15 protein-coding genes are annotated in these 15422 nt (G+C 71.4%); 4 read left to right on the top strand and 11 right to left on the bottom strand.

Annotated features, from left to right (window positions below; translation table 11 throughout):
* Nucleotides 1-18: 18 nt before the first annotated feature.
* From pdeM to ASF28_RS14215, 3 genes are read right to left on the bottom strand one after another with little or no spacing between them, the layout of a single operon-like run.
* Nucleotides 19-732 carry a ligase-associated DNA damage response endonuclease PdeM gene (gene pdeM, locus ASF28_RS14225; protein WP_056093636.1) on the bottom strand — a complete coding sequence of 238 codons (714 nt, stop codon included), beginning with the start codon at nucleotides 730-732 and terminating at the stop codon, nucleotides 19-21.
* A 44-nt stretch (nucleotides 733-776) separates the two neighbouring features.
* Entirely contained in the window at nucleotides 777-3428 is a 2652-nt protein-coding gene (locus tag ASF28_RS14220) for a ligase-associated DNA damage response DEXH box helicase (protein ID WP_056094228.1), read from the bottom strand.
* Nucleotides 3425-4387, bottom strand: coding sequence for an alpha/beta hydrolase (locus ASF28_RS14215; RefSeq protein WP_056094225.1), 963 nt, complete (start codon nucleotides 4385-4387; stop codon nucleotides 3425-3427). Before ASF28_RS14215 ends, ASF28_RS14220 begins: the two co-directional genes overlap by 4 nt.
* A gap of 205 nt (nucleotides 4388-4592) precedes the next feature.
* Here ASF28_RS14215 and ASF28_RS14210 point away from each other — a divergent pair, with 205 nt between their 5' ends.
* On the top strand, nucleotides 4593-4937 hold the full coding sequence (locus ASF28_RS14210) for a DUF6460 domain-containing protein (RefSeq protein WP_056093633.1): 345 nt from the start codon (nucleotides 4593-4595) through the stop codon (nucleotides 4935-4937).
* A gap of 64 nt (nucleotides 4938-5001) precedes the next feature.
* Here the strand turns inward: ASF28_RS14210 and ASF28_RS14205 are convergent, their stop codons facing one another.
* The 6 genes from ASF28_RS14205 to ASF28_RS14180 all read right to left on the bottom strand — a co-directional run bounded on the left by ASF28_RS14205 (nucleotide 5002) and on the right by ASF28_RS14180 (nucleotide 11110).
* Nucleotides 5002-5670: a L,D-transpeptidase gene (locus ASF28_RS14205; RefSeq protein ID WP_056093630.1), complete on the bottom strand. Its 669-nt coding sequence runs from the start codon at nucleotides 5668-5670 to the stop codon at nucleotides 5002-5004.
* Nucleotides 5671-5864: 194 nt separating this feature from the next.
* The gene (gene nadC / locus ASF28_RS14200) at nucleotides 5865-6728 is read right to left on the bottom strand and encodes a carboxylating nicotinate-nucleotide diphosphorylase (RefSeq protein ID WP_056093627.1); all 864 of its coding nucleotides are present in this window, start codon (nucleotides 6726-6728) and stop codon (nucleotides 5865-5867) included.
* Between the two features lie 36 nt (nucleotides 6729-6764).
* The gene (locus ASF28_RS14195; protein ID WP_056093623.1) at nucleotides 6765-8309 is read right to left on the bottom strand and encodes an L-aspartate oxidase; all 1545 of its coding nucleotides are present in this window, start codon (nucleotides 8307-8309) and stop codon (nucleotides 6765-6767) included.
* Nucleotides 8306-9328, bottom strand: a complete 1023-nt coding sequence (nadA, locus tag ASF28_RS14190) for a quinolinate synthase NadA (protein ID WP_056093622.1) — start codon at nucleotides 9326-9328, stop codon at nucleotides 8306-8308. Before nadA ends, ASF28_RS14195 begins: the two co-directional genes overlap by 4 nt.
* A 133-nt stretch (nucleotides 9329-9461) precedes the next feature.
* Nucleotides 9462-10442, bottom strand: coding sequence for an NUDIX hydrolase (locus ASF28_RS14185; RefSeq protein ID WP_056093619.1), 981 nt, complete (start codon nucleotides 10440-10442; stop codon nucleotides 9462-9464).
* Between the two features lie 101 nt (nucleotides 10443-10543).
* Entirely contained in the window at nucleotides 10544-11110 is a 567-nt protein-coding gene (locus tag ASF28_RS14180; RefSeq protein ID WP_056093616.1) for a sugar O-acetyltransferase, read from the bottom strand.
* A gap of 112 nt (nucleotides 11111-11222) precedes the next feature.
* Here ASF28_RS14180 and thiE point away from each other — a divergent pair, with 112 nt between their 5' ends.
* The 3 genes from thiE (at nucleotide 11223) to ASF28_RS14165 (ending at nucleotide 13518) form a co-directional block, all read left to right on the top strand.
* Nucleotides 11223-11948 (top strand): thiamine phosphate synthase, encoded by a 726-nt coding sequence (gene thiE, locus ASF28_RS14175; protein WP_056093613.1) that lies wholly within the window; start codon nucleotides 11223-11225, stop codon nucleotides 11946-11948.
* 25 nt (nucleotides 11949-11973) lie between these two features.
* Nucleotides 11974-12780 (top strand): bifunctional hydroxymethylpyrimidine kinase/phosphomethylpyrimidine kinase, encoded by an 807-nt coding sequence (thiD, locus tag ASF28_RS14170; protein WP_056093610.1) that lies wholly within the window; start codon nucleotides 11974-11976, stop codon nucleotides 12778-12780.
* A gap of 108 nt (nucleotides 12781-12888) precedes the next feature.
* Complete coding sequence (locus tag ASF28_RS14165; RefSeq protein ID WP_056093608.1) at nucleotides 12889-13518, top strand: helix-turn-helix domain-containing protein; 630 nt, start codon at nucleotides 12889-12891, stop codon at nucleotides 13516-13518.
* A gap of 117 nt (nucleotides 13519-13635) precedes the next feature.
* On the opposite strand, the gene ASF28_RS14160 is transcribed toward ASF28_RS14165, so the two are convergent.
* Nucleotides 13636-14220 (bottom strand): ABC-type transport auxiliary lipoprotein family protein, encoded by a 585-nt coding sequence (locus ASF28_RS14160; protein ID WP_056093604.1) that lies wholly within the window; start codon nucleotides 14218-14220, stop codon nucleotides 13636-13638.
* A gap of 103 nt (nucleotides 14221-14323) precedes the next feature.
* Nucleotides 14324-15406, bottom strand: coding sequence for an MlaD family protein (locus tag ASF28_RS14155; protein WP_056093602.1), 1083 nt, complete (start codon nucleotides 15404-15406; stop codon nucleotides 14324-14326).
* Between the last annotated feature and the right edge of the window lie 16 nt (nucleotides 15407-15422).

Here is a 15422-nt window from a genome sequence, read left to right as displayed (position 1 = left end):
GGCCGGCGAAGAAGGTCGCTAATCCTTCGCCAGCATGGCCCGGCCGATGGCGAAGACGCGGCCATCCCCGAGAAGATGCGCGGTGAAGCCCGCCGGGAACAGCGGTTCGAACACCGGATTGCGCACGTTGAGACCGCCCGCATAGGCGCCGAAGGCCGGCATGATGAGGCGGCGCCCGTCGGTGACGAAGCAGCGGCGGCGCACGGCGCGGCCCCGCATGGCGACCTTGCCGCAGGGATGCAGGTGGCCGGACACCTCGCCGTCCTCCGCCTCGGGACTGGGCTCGTGCCGGAGGGTGAGGCCGCCCACGGTCAGGGTCTCGGCGTAGCGCCCGCCGACGCCCTCGGTGACGGCGTGGTCGTGGTTGCCGGCGATCCAGACCCAGTCGCGCCCCTCCTGCAGGGCCGCCACCATGGCCCGGTCGCCGGGCTCCATCCGGTCCGGTCCGCGCGCGTCGTGGAACGAATCGCCGAGGGCGACGACGCGGGCCGGATCGAGGCGGGCGACGACCTCGTGCAGGCAGGCCAGGGTCTCGCGGGTGTCGTAGGGCGGCAGGAACTGGCCCGAGCGCGCCGCGAAGGCCGAGCCCTTCTCGAGATGGAGATCGGACACCACCAGGGTGCGATGGGCGGCCAGCCACAGGCCGCCGCACAGGTCGAGGGTGAGGTGTTCGCCGGCGAGGGTCAGGCCGGGCGCCTTCGTGGTCTTCTCGAGTCGTACGCCGAGCGCCAAAACCGCATCCTCGTTGTTGAAAGGGGGCGCGTCGCCGCGCTTCGTTACCCCAGCGCCTCTTCGAGAAGCTGCGCTTCGGCCTCGGCCAGAATCTCGTCCGCGCCCTCGCCGTAGACCTTCTCCCGCCCGATCTCGAGCATGACGGAGACGGACAGGGGCGAGACGCGGTCCAGGGCCTTGTGGACGATGTGTCCCTGGACGCGCCTCAACATCACACCGAGGCGCCTCACGTCGAGGAGTCCGGTTGCCGCATCCTGGCGCGCGGCGCGCAGGAGCAGGTGGTCGGGCTGATGCTTGCGCAGGACGTCGTAGACGAGGTCCGTCGACATGGTGACCTGGCGCCCGGTCTTGGCCTGGCCCGGATAGCGCCGCTCGATGAGCCCGGCGATGACGGCGCATTGCCGGAAGGTGCGCTTCATCATCGCCGATTCGTCGAGCCAAGCTTCGAGGTCGTCGCCGAGCATGTCCTCGGCGAACAGGGCATCCAGGAACTCCGGCTCGGTGGCGATGCGCGCGGAGAGATCGCGGGTCATCCAGATGGCGATGCCGTAATCGTTGGCGGCGAAGCCGAGCGGCCGCATCCGCGCGCGTTCGAGGCGCCGGGTCAGGAGCATGCCCAGGGTCTGGTGGGCGAGGCGGCCCTCGAACGGGAAGGCGGTGAGGTAGTAGCGCCCCGACCGCGGAAACGTCTCGACCAGGAGGCCGGTGGCGCCGGGCAGCACCGAGCGGGTGCGCTGCTGGACGAGGTAGTCGGAGACCTGCTTCGGCAGGCGGTCCCACTCGAACGGATCGGCGATCATCGCCCGCACCCGCGCCGCGAGGAACGTCGAGATCGGGAACTTCGCGCCGGCGTAGGACGGGATCGCCGGGTCGGTGCCGGGACCGGCGCGGGTGGCCAGGGCCTCGTCCTCGGACAGGCCCTCGAAGCGCAAAACCTCGCCGGCGAACAGGAAGGTGTCGCCGGGGGTGAGGGTGTCGGCGAAATCCTCCTCGATCTCGCCGAGCACCCGGCCGCCCCGGGGCAGTACCGCCCCCGGCCGCGCCCGGTTCGCCCTGGCGAGGCGGACCTTCACCTTGGCTGATTCGACGATGGTGCCGACATTCATCCGGTACTGCTGGGCCGTGCGGGCATCGCGCACCCGCCACAGGCCGTCGGGGCCGCGCAGGATCTTGGCGAAGCGCTCGTAGGCGCGCAGGGCGTAGCCGCCCGTGGCGACGTAATCGACCACCGCCTCGAAATCCTCCCAACTGAGGGTGGCGTAGGGCGCCGCCGAGACGATTTCGTCGTAGAGCTGCACCGGATCGAACGCGTCGGCGCAGGCCATGCCGAGGATGTGCTGGGCGAGGACATCCGGGGCGCCGAGGCGGGCATCGGGCGTGTCCTGGGCGGCGGCCTCGACGGCGTCGAGGGCGGCCTGGCATTCGAGGATCTCGAAGCGGTTGGCCGGCACGAGGTAGGCCTTCGAGGGCTCGTCCATGCGGTGGTTGGCGCGGCCGATGCGCTGCATGATCCGGCTCGCGCCCTTCGGCGCGCCGATATTGACCACGAGATCGACGTCGCCCCAGTCGATTCCGAGGTCGAGGGTGGCGGTGCAGACGATGGCCCGCAACTGCCCCGCCGCCATGGCCGCCTCGACCCGGCGGCGCTGGGAGGCGTCGAGGGAGCCGTGGTGCAGGGCGATGGGGTACGATTCCTCGTTGATCCGCCAGAGTTCCTGGAAGGTGTATTCCGCCTGAAGCCGGGTGTTGACGAAGACCAGTACCGTGCGGTGGCGCCCGATGAGATCGTAGATCGCCGGCATCGCCTGCCAGGCGGTGTGGCCGGCGAGCGGCAGGGTCAGGCCGGTGTCGAGCATGTGGAGGTCGGGGGCCGCACCGCCCCGCACCACGACGAGGTCGGCCATGGGCATCGGACCGGGCACCAGGGCGTCGTCGCCACGGTGCTCCCTCTCCTGGAAGGAGAGGGCTGGGGTGAGGTGTGCGACCTTTTCGGATGGGGCACACACCTCACCCTGTCCCTCTCCTTCCAGGAGAGGGGACCCGCGCATGTCCGACCCAAATGAGCGCTGCGGCACCAGATACCGCCGCAGGTCGTCCGGTTCGCGCACCGTCGCCGACAGGCCGATGGCGGTGAGACCGGGGCTCAGGCGGTGCAGCCGCGCGAGCGCCAGGGACAGGAGGTCGCCGCGTTTCGAGGTCACCAGGGCGTGCAGCTCGTCGAGCACGACGTAGGACAGGTTGGCGAAGAGGTCCGATGCCTCGCGGTGGGCGATGAGCAGGGCGAGCTGCTCCGGCGTCGTCAGCAGGATGTCGGGCGGGCGCTCGACCTGCCGGGTGCGCTTGTGCGAGGGCGTGTCGCCCGTGCGGGTCTCGACGCGGATCGACAGGCCCATCTCGGCGATGGGCGCCTCGAGGTTGCGGGCGATATCGACGGCCAGCGCCTTCAGGGGCGAGATGTAGAGGGTGTGCAGCCCGCGCGACGTCTTCGCGGGGGGGCGATCGGCAAGGGCGGTGAGGCTGGGCAGGAAGCCCGCCAGGGTCTTGCCGGCCCCCGTGGGGGCGACCAGGAGTGCGGAGCGACCCGCCCGCACGATGGCGAGCAGATCGAGCTGGTGCGGCCGGGGCGTCCAGCCCCGCGCGGAGAACCACGCCGCGAACCGTTCGGGCAGGGCGTGGTCCGGGGGAGGCGGGCTCAGGCGAGGGCCATCAGGAAGCGGTCGATGAGCTCCAGGGCGCGCTCGGACATGGCGCCGGGATAGCGCACGAAGACGTGGCAGCCGCCGGGATAGATCGCCGTGTGGCCGCCATTGCCGGCGGCCGCCCAGCGCGACGACATGTAGAGCGTGTCGTCGAGGAGCGGATCGTGGGTGCCGACGGTGAACAGGGCCGGGGGCAGGCCGGCGAGGTTGGCGTAGAGGGGCGACACGTCGGGACGGCGCCGGTCGATGCCGTCGCGGACGTAGTCGTTGGCGAAGGTGGTGAGATCCTTGGTGTTCACCACGAGGCGCTCGTCGCCCCAGTTGCGCACGCTCGGGGTCAGGCCGAGGTCGAAGAACCCGGCATTGAGGTTGGCGCCCCGGAAGGCGCGGGGCAGGCCGTGCCGGTCGCGCAGGCGCAGGAGGGTCATCACGGCGAGGTGCGCGCCGGCCGATTCGCCGCCGATGGTGAGGGCGGTGATCCCGAGCTCCGCCCGACCCGGCCCGACGAGCCACAGGGCGGCGGCCTCGCAATCCTCAAGGGCCGCCGGGTAGGGATGCTCGGGGGCGAGACGGTACTCGACGGAGAGGCAGACGAAACCGCAGGTGTCGGCGATGCGCTCGAGCCAGGGGTCCTGCTCGTCGGCGGCCCCCCAGACCCAGCCGCCGCGATGGATGTGGAGATAGGCGCCGCGGGTCTTCGCCCACTTCTTCGCGTCGGGGCGGATCATCCTGAGCGACAGGGGGCCGCCGGGCCCGTCGATGGTCACGATCTCGGCCCGCGCGCTGCGGGGCATGGCGGGGGAGGCCTTGGTGCCCTGGCGGCGGCGTTCACGGACCTCGGCGATGGGGATCGACCACGGATCGGCCTGCGCCGCATGGGCGGCGATGATCTCGGCGTTGAGCCGCTTGGTCTCCGGATCGATCGTCGCCGGGTCGAACAGGGCGTGGTCGATCATGGGTCGCTTCGTTTCATGACAAAAATCAGGTCGCACCAACTTGGACCCCGCGGCGCGCATTGCCACCTGCGCCGTCGGCGGCAACCCGCCTAACGCCCGAGCGCCGATCCGGTTTCGACGGGGTGTGTCGATTCGGTCACGCTTCCGCCGGCTTCGGCGGGTTGAGAGAGACCACAGGCCGCGCGCCGCAAGGACATTTCATCCGATGAGCATCGACAACGACCCGCGCCGCCCGCAGCCCTTTCCCGGCCAGCCCTATGCGGGCGGCTACGCGGAGCCGGCGCGCCGCTCGACCCTGCGCCGCTTCCTCGGCGGCTCGCCCGCCGCGGTGTTCGCCAAGCTGCTGTTCCTGTCGATCCTCGTCGGCGCCGTGATGGCGATGCTCGGGGTGACGCCGGGCCTGCTGTTCTGGCACGCCTACGACGCCGTGCGCGCCCTGGTCGATCTCGGCCTCGACACGTTCCACGATTTCGGCCGCTGGATCCTGGCGGGCGCCGTGGTGGTGGTGCCCCTGTGGCTGCTGTCGCGATTTTTTGCGGTGTCGAAGTAGGCCGCAACGCGAAAGGGCCGGTGTCTCCACCGGCCCTTCAGCAGCTCAATTTCGCTCGGCGCGCTCAGCGCACCACGATGACCTTCGCGCCGACCTTGGCGCGGGTGAAGAGGTCGCTCACGTCCTCGTTGGTCATGCGGATGCAGCCCGAGGACACGGCGGTGCCGATGGTCTCCGGCTCGTTGGAGCCGTGGATGCGGTAGATCGAGTTGCCAAGGTACATGGCGCGGGCGCCGAGGGGGTTCTCGATGCCGCCCTTCATGAAACGCGGCAGGTCGGGACGGCGGCGCAGCATCTCGGCCGGGGGACGCCAATCGGGCCACTCGCGCTTCATCGTGATGGTCTGCACGCCGCCCCAGGTGAAGCCCGGACGACCGACGCCGACGCCGTAGCGCAGGGCCTGACCGTCACCGAGGACGTAGTACAACCGGCGCTCGGCGGTGGAGACCACGATGGTGCCGGGGGCGTAGTTGCCCGCATAGGCCACCTGCTCGCGCTGGATCGCCGACATCTGCGGCACGGCCGAGGCCATGGGGTCGGCCGGCGAGAGCGAGGCGTTGGCGGTCGGCACCGCGACGGCGGCCACCGGCTCGGCCTGCGGACGCACGCGCAGCACCAGGGCGTTGTCGAGGGGCTGGCGGGTGAGGGGGTCGATCTCGTACGCGGCGGCGGGCGAGGCCCACGCGCCAAGCGCGCAGGCGAGCCCGGTGAGGGCGGGGGCGAAACGGCGCATCGGGGCCTCTCGAGGGCAGTCGGAAGTGGTGATCAGCTCGCCGCACGGTACCGCGCGAAGCATGCCCAAGACGTAAACGCTGGCCGTGCAAAGCCAAGCGCTATCCGCGCTGCACCATCGGTTGCCGCGACGTCGTGACTCCGTGGCCACACTGTGGCGCCTTGGCCGTAACGTTCCCGGTTCAGGCCCGAAATTCAGGCGTCGTCGAGGCCGAGATCGATGATCGGTGCGCTGTGAGTGATCCAGCCGCAGGAGATGAGATCGACGCCGGACGCCGCCACGGCGCCCACGGTCTCGCGGGTGATCCGGCCCGACGCCTCCGCGATGGCGCGCCCGTCGATCATCCGGACGGCCTCGCGCAGCTGATCCGGGTTCATGTTGTCGAGCAGCACCGCGTCGGCGCCGACGGACAGGGCTTCCTCGAGCTGGACCAGGGTATCGACCTCACACTCGATTTTTACGAGATGACCGGCATAGGCCCGCGCCCGGGTGATGGCCGGGACGATGCCGCCGGCGACCGCCACATGGTTGTCCTTGATCAGCACGGCGTCGTCGAGGCCGAAGCGGTGGTTCGAGCCGCCGCCGGCCCGCACCGCGTGCTTTTCCAGGGCGCGCAGGCCCGGGGTGGTCTTGCGGGTGCAGACGATGCGGGCCTTGCCGTGGGGCCGCGCGGCATCGACCAGGGACGCCGTGGCGGTGGCGACCCCGGACATCCGGCACAGGAGGTTCAAGGCGACGCGCTCGGCGGTGATGATGGCGCGGGCCGGCCCCGACAGGCGGATCACCACGTCGCCCGGCGTCACGCGGGCGCCATCGCCCCGCACCACCGTCACCGCCACGGTGGGGTCGATGAGTCCGAAGGCGATGACGGCCGCATCGATCCCCGAGATCACGCCGTCCTGACGGGCGGCGATGACGGCATTCATGGTCAGGGAGGCCGGCACGATGGCGTCGGTGGTGATGTCGCCGGCCCGCCCGAGATCCTCCATCAGGGCCGCCCTGACGATGGGCTCGATCATCAGGCGGGGCAGGGGGACGAGGTGGAGGTCGTCGGTCATGGCTGCCCTCCCGGGCGTGTCTGGCGGCGGGCCGGATCAGGCGAGGGCGGGCGTGGCGGTCTCGGTCAACGCCAAGGCTTCGGCCAGTGCCAAGGCTTCGGCCAGGGTCGTCTCCGTATGGCGGGGCGTCGCCTGATCGGGACAGTCGCTGCGCCAATGGGCGCCCCGGCTCTCCCGGCGCGACAGGGCCGAGGTGGCGACGGCGAGGCCGACGAGGGCGGCGTCGCAACCGGCCCGGGCGGCGGGGGCGAGGCGACGGACCGCCTGCGCGAGGCCGTCGGCCTCGCGCACGACGCCGACCCGCGTCTCCATGATGGTGCGGATGGCCGATAGATCCGTCGCCGGTCGCGTCGGCTCGGGTTCGGGCTGGGCGGGTCCCGGCACCGGCACGGCCGCGACGGCCTCGGCGATCCAGGGGGCGAACGCCATGGCCTCCAGAAGCGAATTGCTGGCGAGGCGGTTGGCGCCGTGCAGGCCGGTGGAGGCGACCTCGCCGCAGGCGAACAGGCCCGGAACGGTGCTGGCCCCGGCCGCATCCACCTTCACGCCGCCCATGTGGTAGTGGGCCGCCGGCCGCACCGGGATTGCCTGACGCTGCGGGTCGATGCCGGCCGTCGCGCACAGGCCCGCCACCGTGGGGAAGCGCGCGGGCATCCGGGCGCCCAGCGCGCCCCGGCAATCGAGGAAGACGCTGGCACCCCGGCCCTGCGCCTGGAAGATCGCCCGGGCGACCACGTCGCGCGGCGCCAGATCGCCACCGGCGATGCCGGCCATGATCGGGGCCCCGTCCGCGTCGACGAGGCGCGCACCCTCGCCCCGCAGGGCTTCGGTGGCCAGCGGCATCGGATCGGCCCCGACGGCGATGGCGGTGGGGTGGAACTGCACGAACTCCATGTCGCGCAAGGTGGCCCCCGCCCGGGCCGCCAGGGCGAGGCCGGCCCCGGTGGCGCCGCGCGGGTTGGTGGTGGAGGCGTAGAGCGCACCGAGGCCGCCGGTGGCGAGGACCACGGCGCGGGCCGGCAGGCGCAGGCGCGTGCCGTCACGCTCGCACACCACACCCGCGATCGCCCCGTGGGCGTCGCGCAGGAGGCCGCGGGCATGGGCCACCACCACGTCGATGGAGGGGGTGGCGGCCACGGCCCGCACCAGGGTCTCGAGCACGAGCCGTCCCGTGGAATCGCCGCCGGCCCGCACGATGCGGCGCCGGGAATGGGCGGCCTCGAGGCCGAGGGCGAGGGCGCCGGACGCATCCCGGTCGAAGGGTGCGCCGAGGGCGACAAGCCAGTCGATGAGGCCGGGGCCGGCCGCCGCGACGCGCTCGGCGACATCCCGTTCCGTCAGGCCGGCGCCCGCCGCCAGGGTGTCGGCGGCGTGCAGCGACGGCGCATCGTCCGCGCCCATGGCGGCGGCGATGCCGCCTTGGGCCCAGCCCGTGGCGGTGCCGAACCCGAGGGGGCTCGCCGTCACCAGGGTGACGGGTCGGGGCGCGAGGCGAAGCGCCGTGGCGAGGCCGGCGACGCCGGCGCCGATCACGACGACGCGGTCGGGCGTCGCGAAAGAGAAAGGCGCGTGCGCGTTCATCGCGGCCGCACCGCAAGCATGCGCTCCACCGCCAGGCGCGCCCGGTCGGCGAGCTCCGGCTCCACCGTGACCTCGTGGGTCAGGGTCTCCAGGGCATGGCGGATGTTCTTCAGGCTCATGCGCTTCATGTGCGGGCACAGGTTGCACGGCTTGATGAACTCGATGTCGGGGTTCGCCGCCGCGATGTTGTCGCCCATGGAGCATTCGGTGACGAGCACCACCTGCCGGGGGCGCTTCTCGGTGACGAAGTTCATCATCATGGCGGTCGAACCGGAGAAATCCGATTCGGCCACCACATCGGGCGGGCATTCCGGGTGGGCGATGACGGTGACGCCCGGGTAGCTCTCGCGCACGGCGTGGATGTCGGCCGGGGTAAATTGCTCGTGCACCTCGCAATGGCCGGCCCAGGTCAGGATCTCGACCTCGGGCACCAGGGCCTGGACGTTCTGGGCCAGGAACTCGTCGGGAATCATCAGGACGCGGGGGGCGTTGAGCGAGCGCACCACGTCGACGGCGTTGCCCGAGGTGCAACACAGGTCCGACTCGGCCTTCACGGCGGCCGAGGTGTTGACGTAGGTGACGATGGGCACGCCGGGATACTTCTCCCGCAGGCCCCGCACGTCGGCGGCGGTGATGGAATCGGCCAGCGAGCAGCCGGCGCGCATGTCCGGGATGAGCACCGTCTTGCCCGGGTTCAGGAGCTTGGCGGTTTCGGCCATGAAGTGCACGCCGGCGAGCACGATGACGTCGGCATCCACCGTCACGGCCTCGCGGGCCAGCGCCAGGCTGTCACCGACGATGTCGGCCACCGTGTGGAAGATCTCCGGCGCCTGGTAGTTGTGCGCCAGGATGACGGCGTTTCGCGTCTTCTTCAGTTCCAGGATCGCCGCCACGTCCTCGGCCAGGGCCGGCCATTCGATGGCGGGCACGTGCCGGCTGACCCGCGCGTAGATGTCGGGCAGGGGCAGGCCGGGATACGCCGCGGGCGCCGGGGAGATCGGGAAACTGGTGGCCGCCATGGATGCGTCCTCACTTATGCTCAAAGTGAGCATTGTGCCGACTAACGTAGGGGTCCCGTGCCCCGTTGTCCAGATATGCTGGACTTGAGCATAATTGTTTTGCGGCGCACGTCTCGATGGTGCGCCGCGATTGTCAGGCGGGCCGTTTCGCCGGTCTCAAACGGAATCCCGGGGCCGGGCGTTCGAGCAGGACTTCCCGGCGGAACCGCACGAGGCGCGCCGGCCGGCCGGTGGCGCCGCTGGTGACGCCGTCAGTTTCCTCCACCAGTCCCTGCTGGGCGACGAGCCGGCGAAAGTTCTGCTTGTGCAGGTTGGTGCCCGACAGGGCCTCCACCGTGCGCTGGAGCTGGAACAGGGTGAAGGTCGGCGGCATCAGCTCGAACACCACGGGGCGATACTTGATCTTGCCGCGCAGGCGCCCGATGGCGGTGGCCAGCACCCGGCGGTGGTCGAACGCCATGGGCTGGCCGGTCACGGCGATGTCGGCGGGGCTCGCCGACCCCGATTGGCCCTGCGCCTCGGGGATGAGGCCGGCCTCGAACAGCAACTCGTAGCGCTCGAGCACGCGCTCCTCGTTCCAGGCGCCGTCGCACAGGCCGAAGGTGAGGCTCAGGCGGTCCTCGCGCCGGCGCTTCAGCTTCGGATCGCCGGTCTCGCCCGCCCAGGCCAGGAGCTTCGGCTCGATCTCGGCCAGGGCCGCCGGACGGCCCTCGCGAAAATCCTCCCAGGGCAGGTAGCGGTACCAGTTGCGCCAGGACGCCTCGGCGAGGCCGGCGGGCCGGACCTCGCGCACGAGGGCAAGGTAGGCCACGGAGAGGGAATGCAGCCCCTGGGCTTCATCGCCCTGCCGGTCGCGGTCGCCGAAGGTGTAGAGCTGCTCGACATAGCCGAGGCGCTGGTGGGTCTGGCGCTCCACCCAGGCGCGCAGGCCCCGCTCCAGGGTCGGGTGCTCCGGCACCAGGGGGCCGGCGGGCAGGCCGACGGAGCGGCCGGCGGCTTGGCCCTCGACCTGGACCGTGAGGGCGCGCGGCTCCCCGTCCGTGGCCGCCACGATGACGGCGACGAGCCCGACGGCGGACGGGTTGGGAAGCGCGGCGCCGTCGCGCCCCTGCATGTCCTTCGCCGTCGTCACCGTATCCGCCCCTCGGTCTCGCACCCCGTGCTCATGGCATATCGCGCCGCCGTGATGAACGGCCAAACGGCGCGGCCGATGGCTCAGGCCTCGCCACGCCGGGGCAGGGGCCGGGCGGGGTTGCCCACCACGGTGTCGCCCTCGGCGACGTCCCGCGTCACCACGCTCCCGGCCCCGATGATGGCGTGGTCGCCCACGGTCACGCCGGGCAGGATCAGGGCGCCGCCGCCGATCCAGACGTTGCGGCCGATGTGGATCGCCCGCGCGAATTCGAGGCCGGCCTCCCGCGACGCCGCATCGCGGGGGTGGTCGGCCGTCAGGATCTGCACGCCGGGGCCGATCTGGGTGCGCGCACCGATATGGACCGGCGCGCAATCGAGAATCACGCAGCCGAAATTTAGGAAGACATGGTCCTCGAGGGTGATGTGCAGGCCGTAATCGCAGTGGAAGGGCGGCCGGACGACGGTGTCGTCGCCGACGCCGGCGAAAATCTCGCGCAGCAGAACGCGCCGATCGGCGGGCGACAGGCCGAGCGCCGCGTTGTAGCGCACCATCCAGCCCTTGCAGGCATGGGCGTCGGCCTGAATCTCGGGGTCGTCGGGGTGGTAGAGTTCCCCGGCGAGCATCTTCTGCTTTGGCGTGCGTTCCATCTCGGTCCGATCCTCTCCCCTTCGCTGGGTCAACGCCCTCCCGTCGGCCAAGCTCCCGTCCGTGTGCCTTTGCGGTCCGGGTCCGTGCCCGTAAGACGGTACGGAAAGGGCGATGGGGGAGAACGACGTGATCGGACGGGACGAGGCGCAGGAGCGAACGGTGCCGGTGGATCTGCGCCTTTACGGCATCCTCGATACCGGCGTCTGCGGCACCGATCCGGCGCGCCTCGCCGCCATGGCGGCCGGCGCGGCGCGCGGCGGCTGCACCCTGCTCCAGTACCGCGAGAAGACCATCGCCGACGCCCGCGCCGCCCTGGCGCGCATCCGGACGATCCACGCGGCGCTCGCCGGCAGCGGCGTGCCCCTCCTCGTCAACGACCGGGTCGACCTCGCCCTCGCGGCGGGCGTGGAGGGCGTGCATCTCGGCCAGTCCGACCTGCATCCCGCCGAGGCGCGGCGCCTCCTCGGGCGCGGGGCCATCGTCGGCCTGACCCTGAAGACCGGGGCCCAGGCCGATGAAACCTACCGTCTGCCGGTGGATTACGCCTGCATCGGCGGCGTGTTCGCCACCGCCAGCAAGGACAATCCCGACCCGCCGGTGGGCCTCGACGGCCTCGGCCGCATCCTGTTCCGGGGCCGCCTCGCGCGCGGGCAGGGCTTCCCCATCGGCGCCATCGCGGGCATCGATTCGAGCAACGCGGCGGCGGTGATCGGTGCCGGGGCGGACGGGGTCGCGGTCATCTCCGCCCTGTTCGCCGGGGAAGGTGTGGAGGCGCGGGCGCGCGACTTGCGCCACCGTGTGGATGCGGCCCTCGCCGGGCGCGGCATCACCCGATAGACTGAGCCCAACCGAGAGACACGCCATGACCCCCATCGCCGTCACCATCGCGGGTTCGGATTCGGGCGGGGGCGCCGGCATCCAGGCGGACCTGAAGACCTTCGCGGCCCTGCGCGTCTACGGCGCCAGCGTCGTCACCGCGCTCACGGCCCAGAACACCCTGGGCGTCCAGGGCATCCACGACGTGCCGGCGGGCTTCGTCGCGGCGCAGATCGACAGCGTGTTCGGCGACTTCACCGTCACGGGGGTGAAGATCGGGATGCTGTCGCAGGTCGCCACCATCGAGGCCGTGGCGGCGGGCCTGCGCCGGCATGCCGGGGGCATTCCCGTGGTGCTCGATCCCGTGATGGTGGCGACGAGCGGCGACCGGCTCATCTCGGAGGACGCCGTCGAGGCCCTGCGCCGCCTGCTCCTGCCGCTGGCCGACCTCGTCACCCCCAATCTGCCCGAGACCGGAACGCTGATCGGAGCCGCGGCACCGCGGAGCGAGAACGAGGCCGTCGCCCAGGCCCGCCGGCTCCTGGCCCTCGGCGCGCGGGCGGTGCTGGTGAAGGGCGGCCACGGGGAGGGCGACGAGAGCGTCGATCACCTCCTCTGCGCAGACGGGACGCTGCGCCGGTTCGCGGCCCCCCGCGTCGCCACCCGCAACACCCACGGCACCGGCTGCACCCTGTCGGCGGCGGTGGCGGCGGGCCTCGCCCGGGGGCTCCCCCTCGTCGAGGCGGTGGCGGCGGCCAAGCGCTACCTCACGGCGGCCCTGCAGGCCGCGGATACCGTGCCGGTCGGTCGCGGCCATGGACCGGTCCACCATTTCCACGCGCTCTGGCGGTGACGCGGCCGGCGTCGAGACCGACGCTCGGCTTGCGCCCCTTCCGAAATTGCGTTTGAAGTACCGCACGTTCGTTCGATGTACGGAACGATCCGCCGGATGACAGGGACCATGGACGATCAGGTGACGATGCCCGAGCGGGGGCGGCAGCGGGACATTTTGACGGGGGCCCAGGTCCTGTCGGGGCAGCTCGGCAAGACCATCCAGCGCCTGCGCAAGGCCTACAATCTCTCGCTCTCCGAGCTCGCCGAGCAGTCCGGGGTCGCCAAGTCGATCATCTCCCAGATCGAGCGCAACGAAACCAATCCGACGCTCGCCACGATCTGGCGCCTGAGCCAGGCCCTCGACGTGTCCATCGAGCGGGTCCTGGCCACCAGCGACGAGGAACCCTTCATCGAGAAGACCTCGCGGGCCGATACGCCGATCCTCGTCTCCGACGACGGCAAGGTGCGGCTCGCCATCGTCGGCTGGATCAAGACCGTCGAGTGGCTGCAATGGTACGAGGTCACGGCCGATCCGGGCGGCATCCTCGATTCCGATCCGCACCAGCGCGGCTCGGTGGAATCCGTCACGGTCACCGCCGGCCAGCTCGAGGTCGAAGTCGCCGGTACGGTCCAGCGGGCGCGGACGGGCGAGACCTTGCGCTATCGCTGCGACCGGCCCCACACGGTGCGCTGCATCGGCCCGGACCCGGCCAAGGCGATCATGGTGGTGATCATGAAGGCCGCCGTGATGGAATGATCCGCGCTCCGGTCGATGGACCGGAACCCGCATCAGGCAGCCCGCGCGGCGCTTGAGCGAAGCCCGACCCCGCCATCCCGAAGGGATCGACCGGCGTTGGTATGACGGCCGCGGATCTCAGCGGCCGGAATTCACCCACACCACCATCTCGCCGAGCACCCGGGCCAGGGCCGCATCGAGCCCGACGGCGGCGGAGGCGACATCGACCTTCGCCACGGGGATGCGTGCCGTGAACACCCGCGCGGACACGACCTTGCCGGTGCCTTCGGCGACGATCTTGGCCGACAGGTCGACCACGGCCTCGCCGGACCCGGCGGCGATGTCGAAGGCGCGGATCTCGGAAATGAGCTGGAAGTCGGAGACGATCTTGTCGCCCGGCCGGCTCACGGATTTCAGGCGGCCGGAATTCTCCAGGCTCTGGATCAGGCGGGTCTGGATCAGGCGCGGCAGGCGGTCGGCCCACTGGGCGCCCCCGAGGAAGGACAGGGCGCCGCCGGGCTCGCGCACGATGATGCGATCCGCCTCGAACGGCTGAATGCCGACGGGCTCGGCCACGGTGACGGAACGCGCGGACGCGCTCGTCCGGCCCGTGGGCGGCAGGGCGGCGAGGTCGAAGGTGAGGGGAACGGCGCCGCCGCAGCCCCCGAGGGCGGCGGCGAGCAGGCTCACGCCGAGGGCGAGGGCCGGTGTGGAGTGGGTCATACGCAATCCGGACTTCACAGCGCGACGGGCTGCGAACGGTAAACTACGGCAAAGCTGGTTTCGTGCCGTGCGCCGGGACACCCTCATCCCGGCCAAACCGCATTCAGCGGCCACCGTTGTATTCCGGCAACGACGGCTTGCCGCCGAAGATCACCTGGCTCGGGTCGCGCTCGAGATTCTTCACCGTGCGGTTGAGGGTGTTGAGGGTGCGCTGCCCGTCCGTGGACAGGGCCTCGACCTCGCGCCGTCCCGTCCCGCTCAGGCGGTTGAAGCTCGTGGCGATGTTCGAGGTCCGCTTGTCGAGGTTCTCGGAAAGGGTCCGGAACGCCTTGCCGGCATCGCGCACGGAGATGGCGGCCTCGCGCACCTCGGTGAAGGTGCTGGTGCCGGCCGAGCCCGAGGCCGAGCCCAGGAAGCCCTCGGCGCCCTTCAGCACGGCATCGACGCGGTCGGCCGAGGCGTTGAGCTTCGCCATCATCCCGCGGGCGTCCTTGAGGGCACCCTCGATGTCGGGGCTGCCGGCGGCCAGGGCTGCGGAGAATCGGTCGGCGTTGTCGATGACGTGGTTGAGCTTCTGCCCGTCGATGGCCTTGACGAGGCCGCTCACCGCCGGGCCGGCCTCCGCCAGGGTCTTCGAGAACGCCTCGACATTGGCGAGCGTCCGGGTGATGGCGCCCTCGTTGCCGGCCACCACCTTGTCGAGGCGCTGGAGCACGTCGTCGGCGCGCTGGGCGATCTGCTTCGCCGCCGCCATCATGTCCTGGATGTCGGACGAATCGGCGAAGATCGTCGGCATCTGATCACCGGTGCCGGTGCCGAGCACTGGCGCGTCGGCGTTGCCGCCGGACAGCGAGATGGTGGAGACGCCGGTCAGCATCGCCGAATCGAGGCGGGCGCGGGTGTCGGCCCGCAACGGCGTGGTGCGCTCGACCTCGACCACGGCGACGACCCGGCGCGGGTCCTGCGGCAGCAGGCGCACATCCGTCACCTCGCCGACCTTGATGCCGTTGAACGCCACCGTCGAGCCCTTGGCGAGGCCGCCGACGCTGCCGGAGAAGACGATGCGCACCGCCTGGCGGACCTGGCTGCGCGAGCCGCCCTGCAGCCAGAACACGAAGCCGAAGGCCGCGACGAGCACGGCCAGCGTGAAGGCGCCGATCAGGGCGTAGTTCGCACGAGTCTCCATGGGATCAGCGATTGCC

Origin of the sequence: Methylobacterium sp. Leaf99 (genome assembly GCF_001422375.1) — a bacterium.
Classification (GTDB): Bacteria; Pseudomonadota; Alphaproteobacteria; order Rhizobiales; family Beijerinckiaceae; genus Methylobacterium.
The sequence above is the reverse complement of the archived record's forward strand: the minus strand, read 5'-3'. Positions and strand labels throughout refer to the sequence as shown.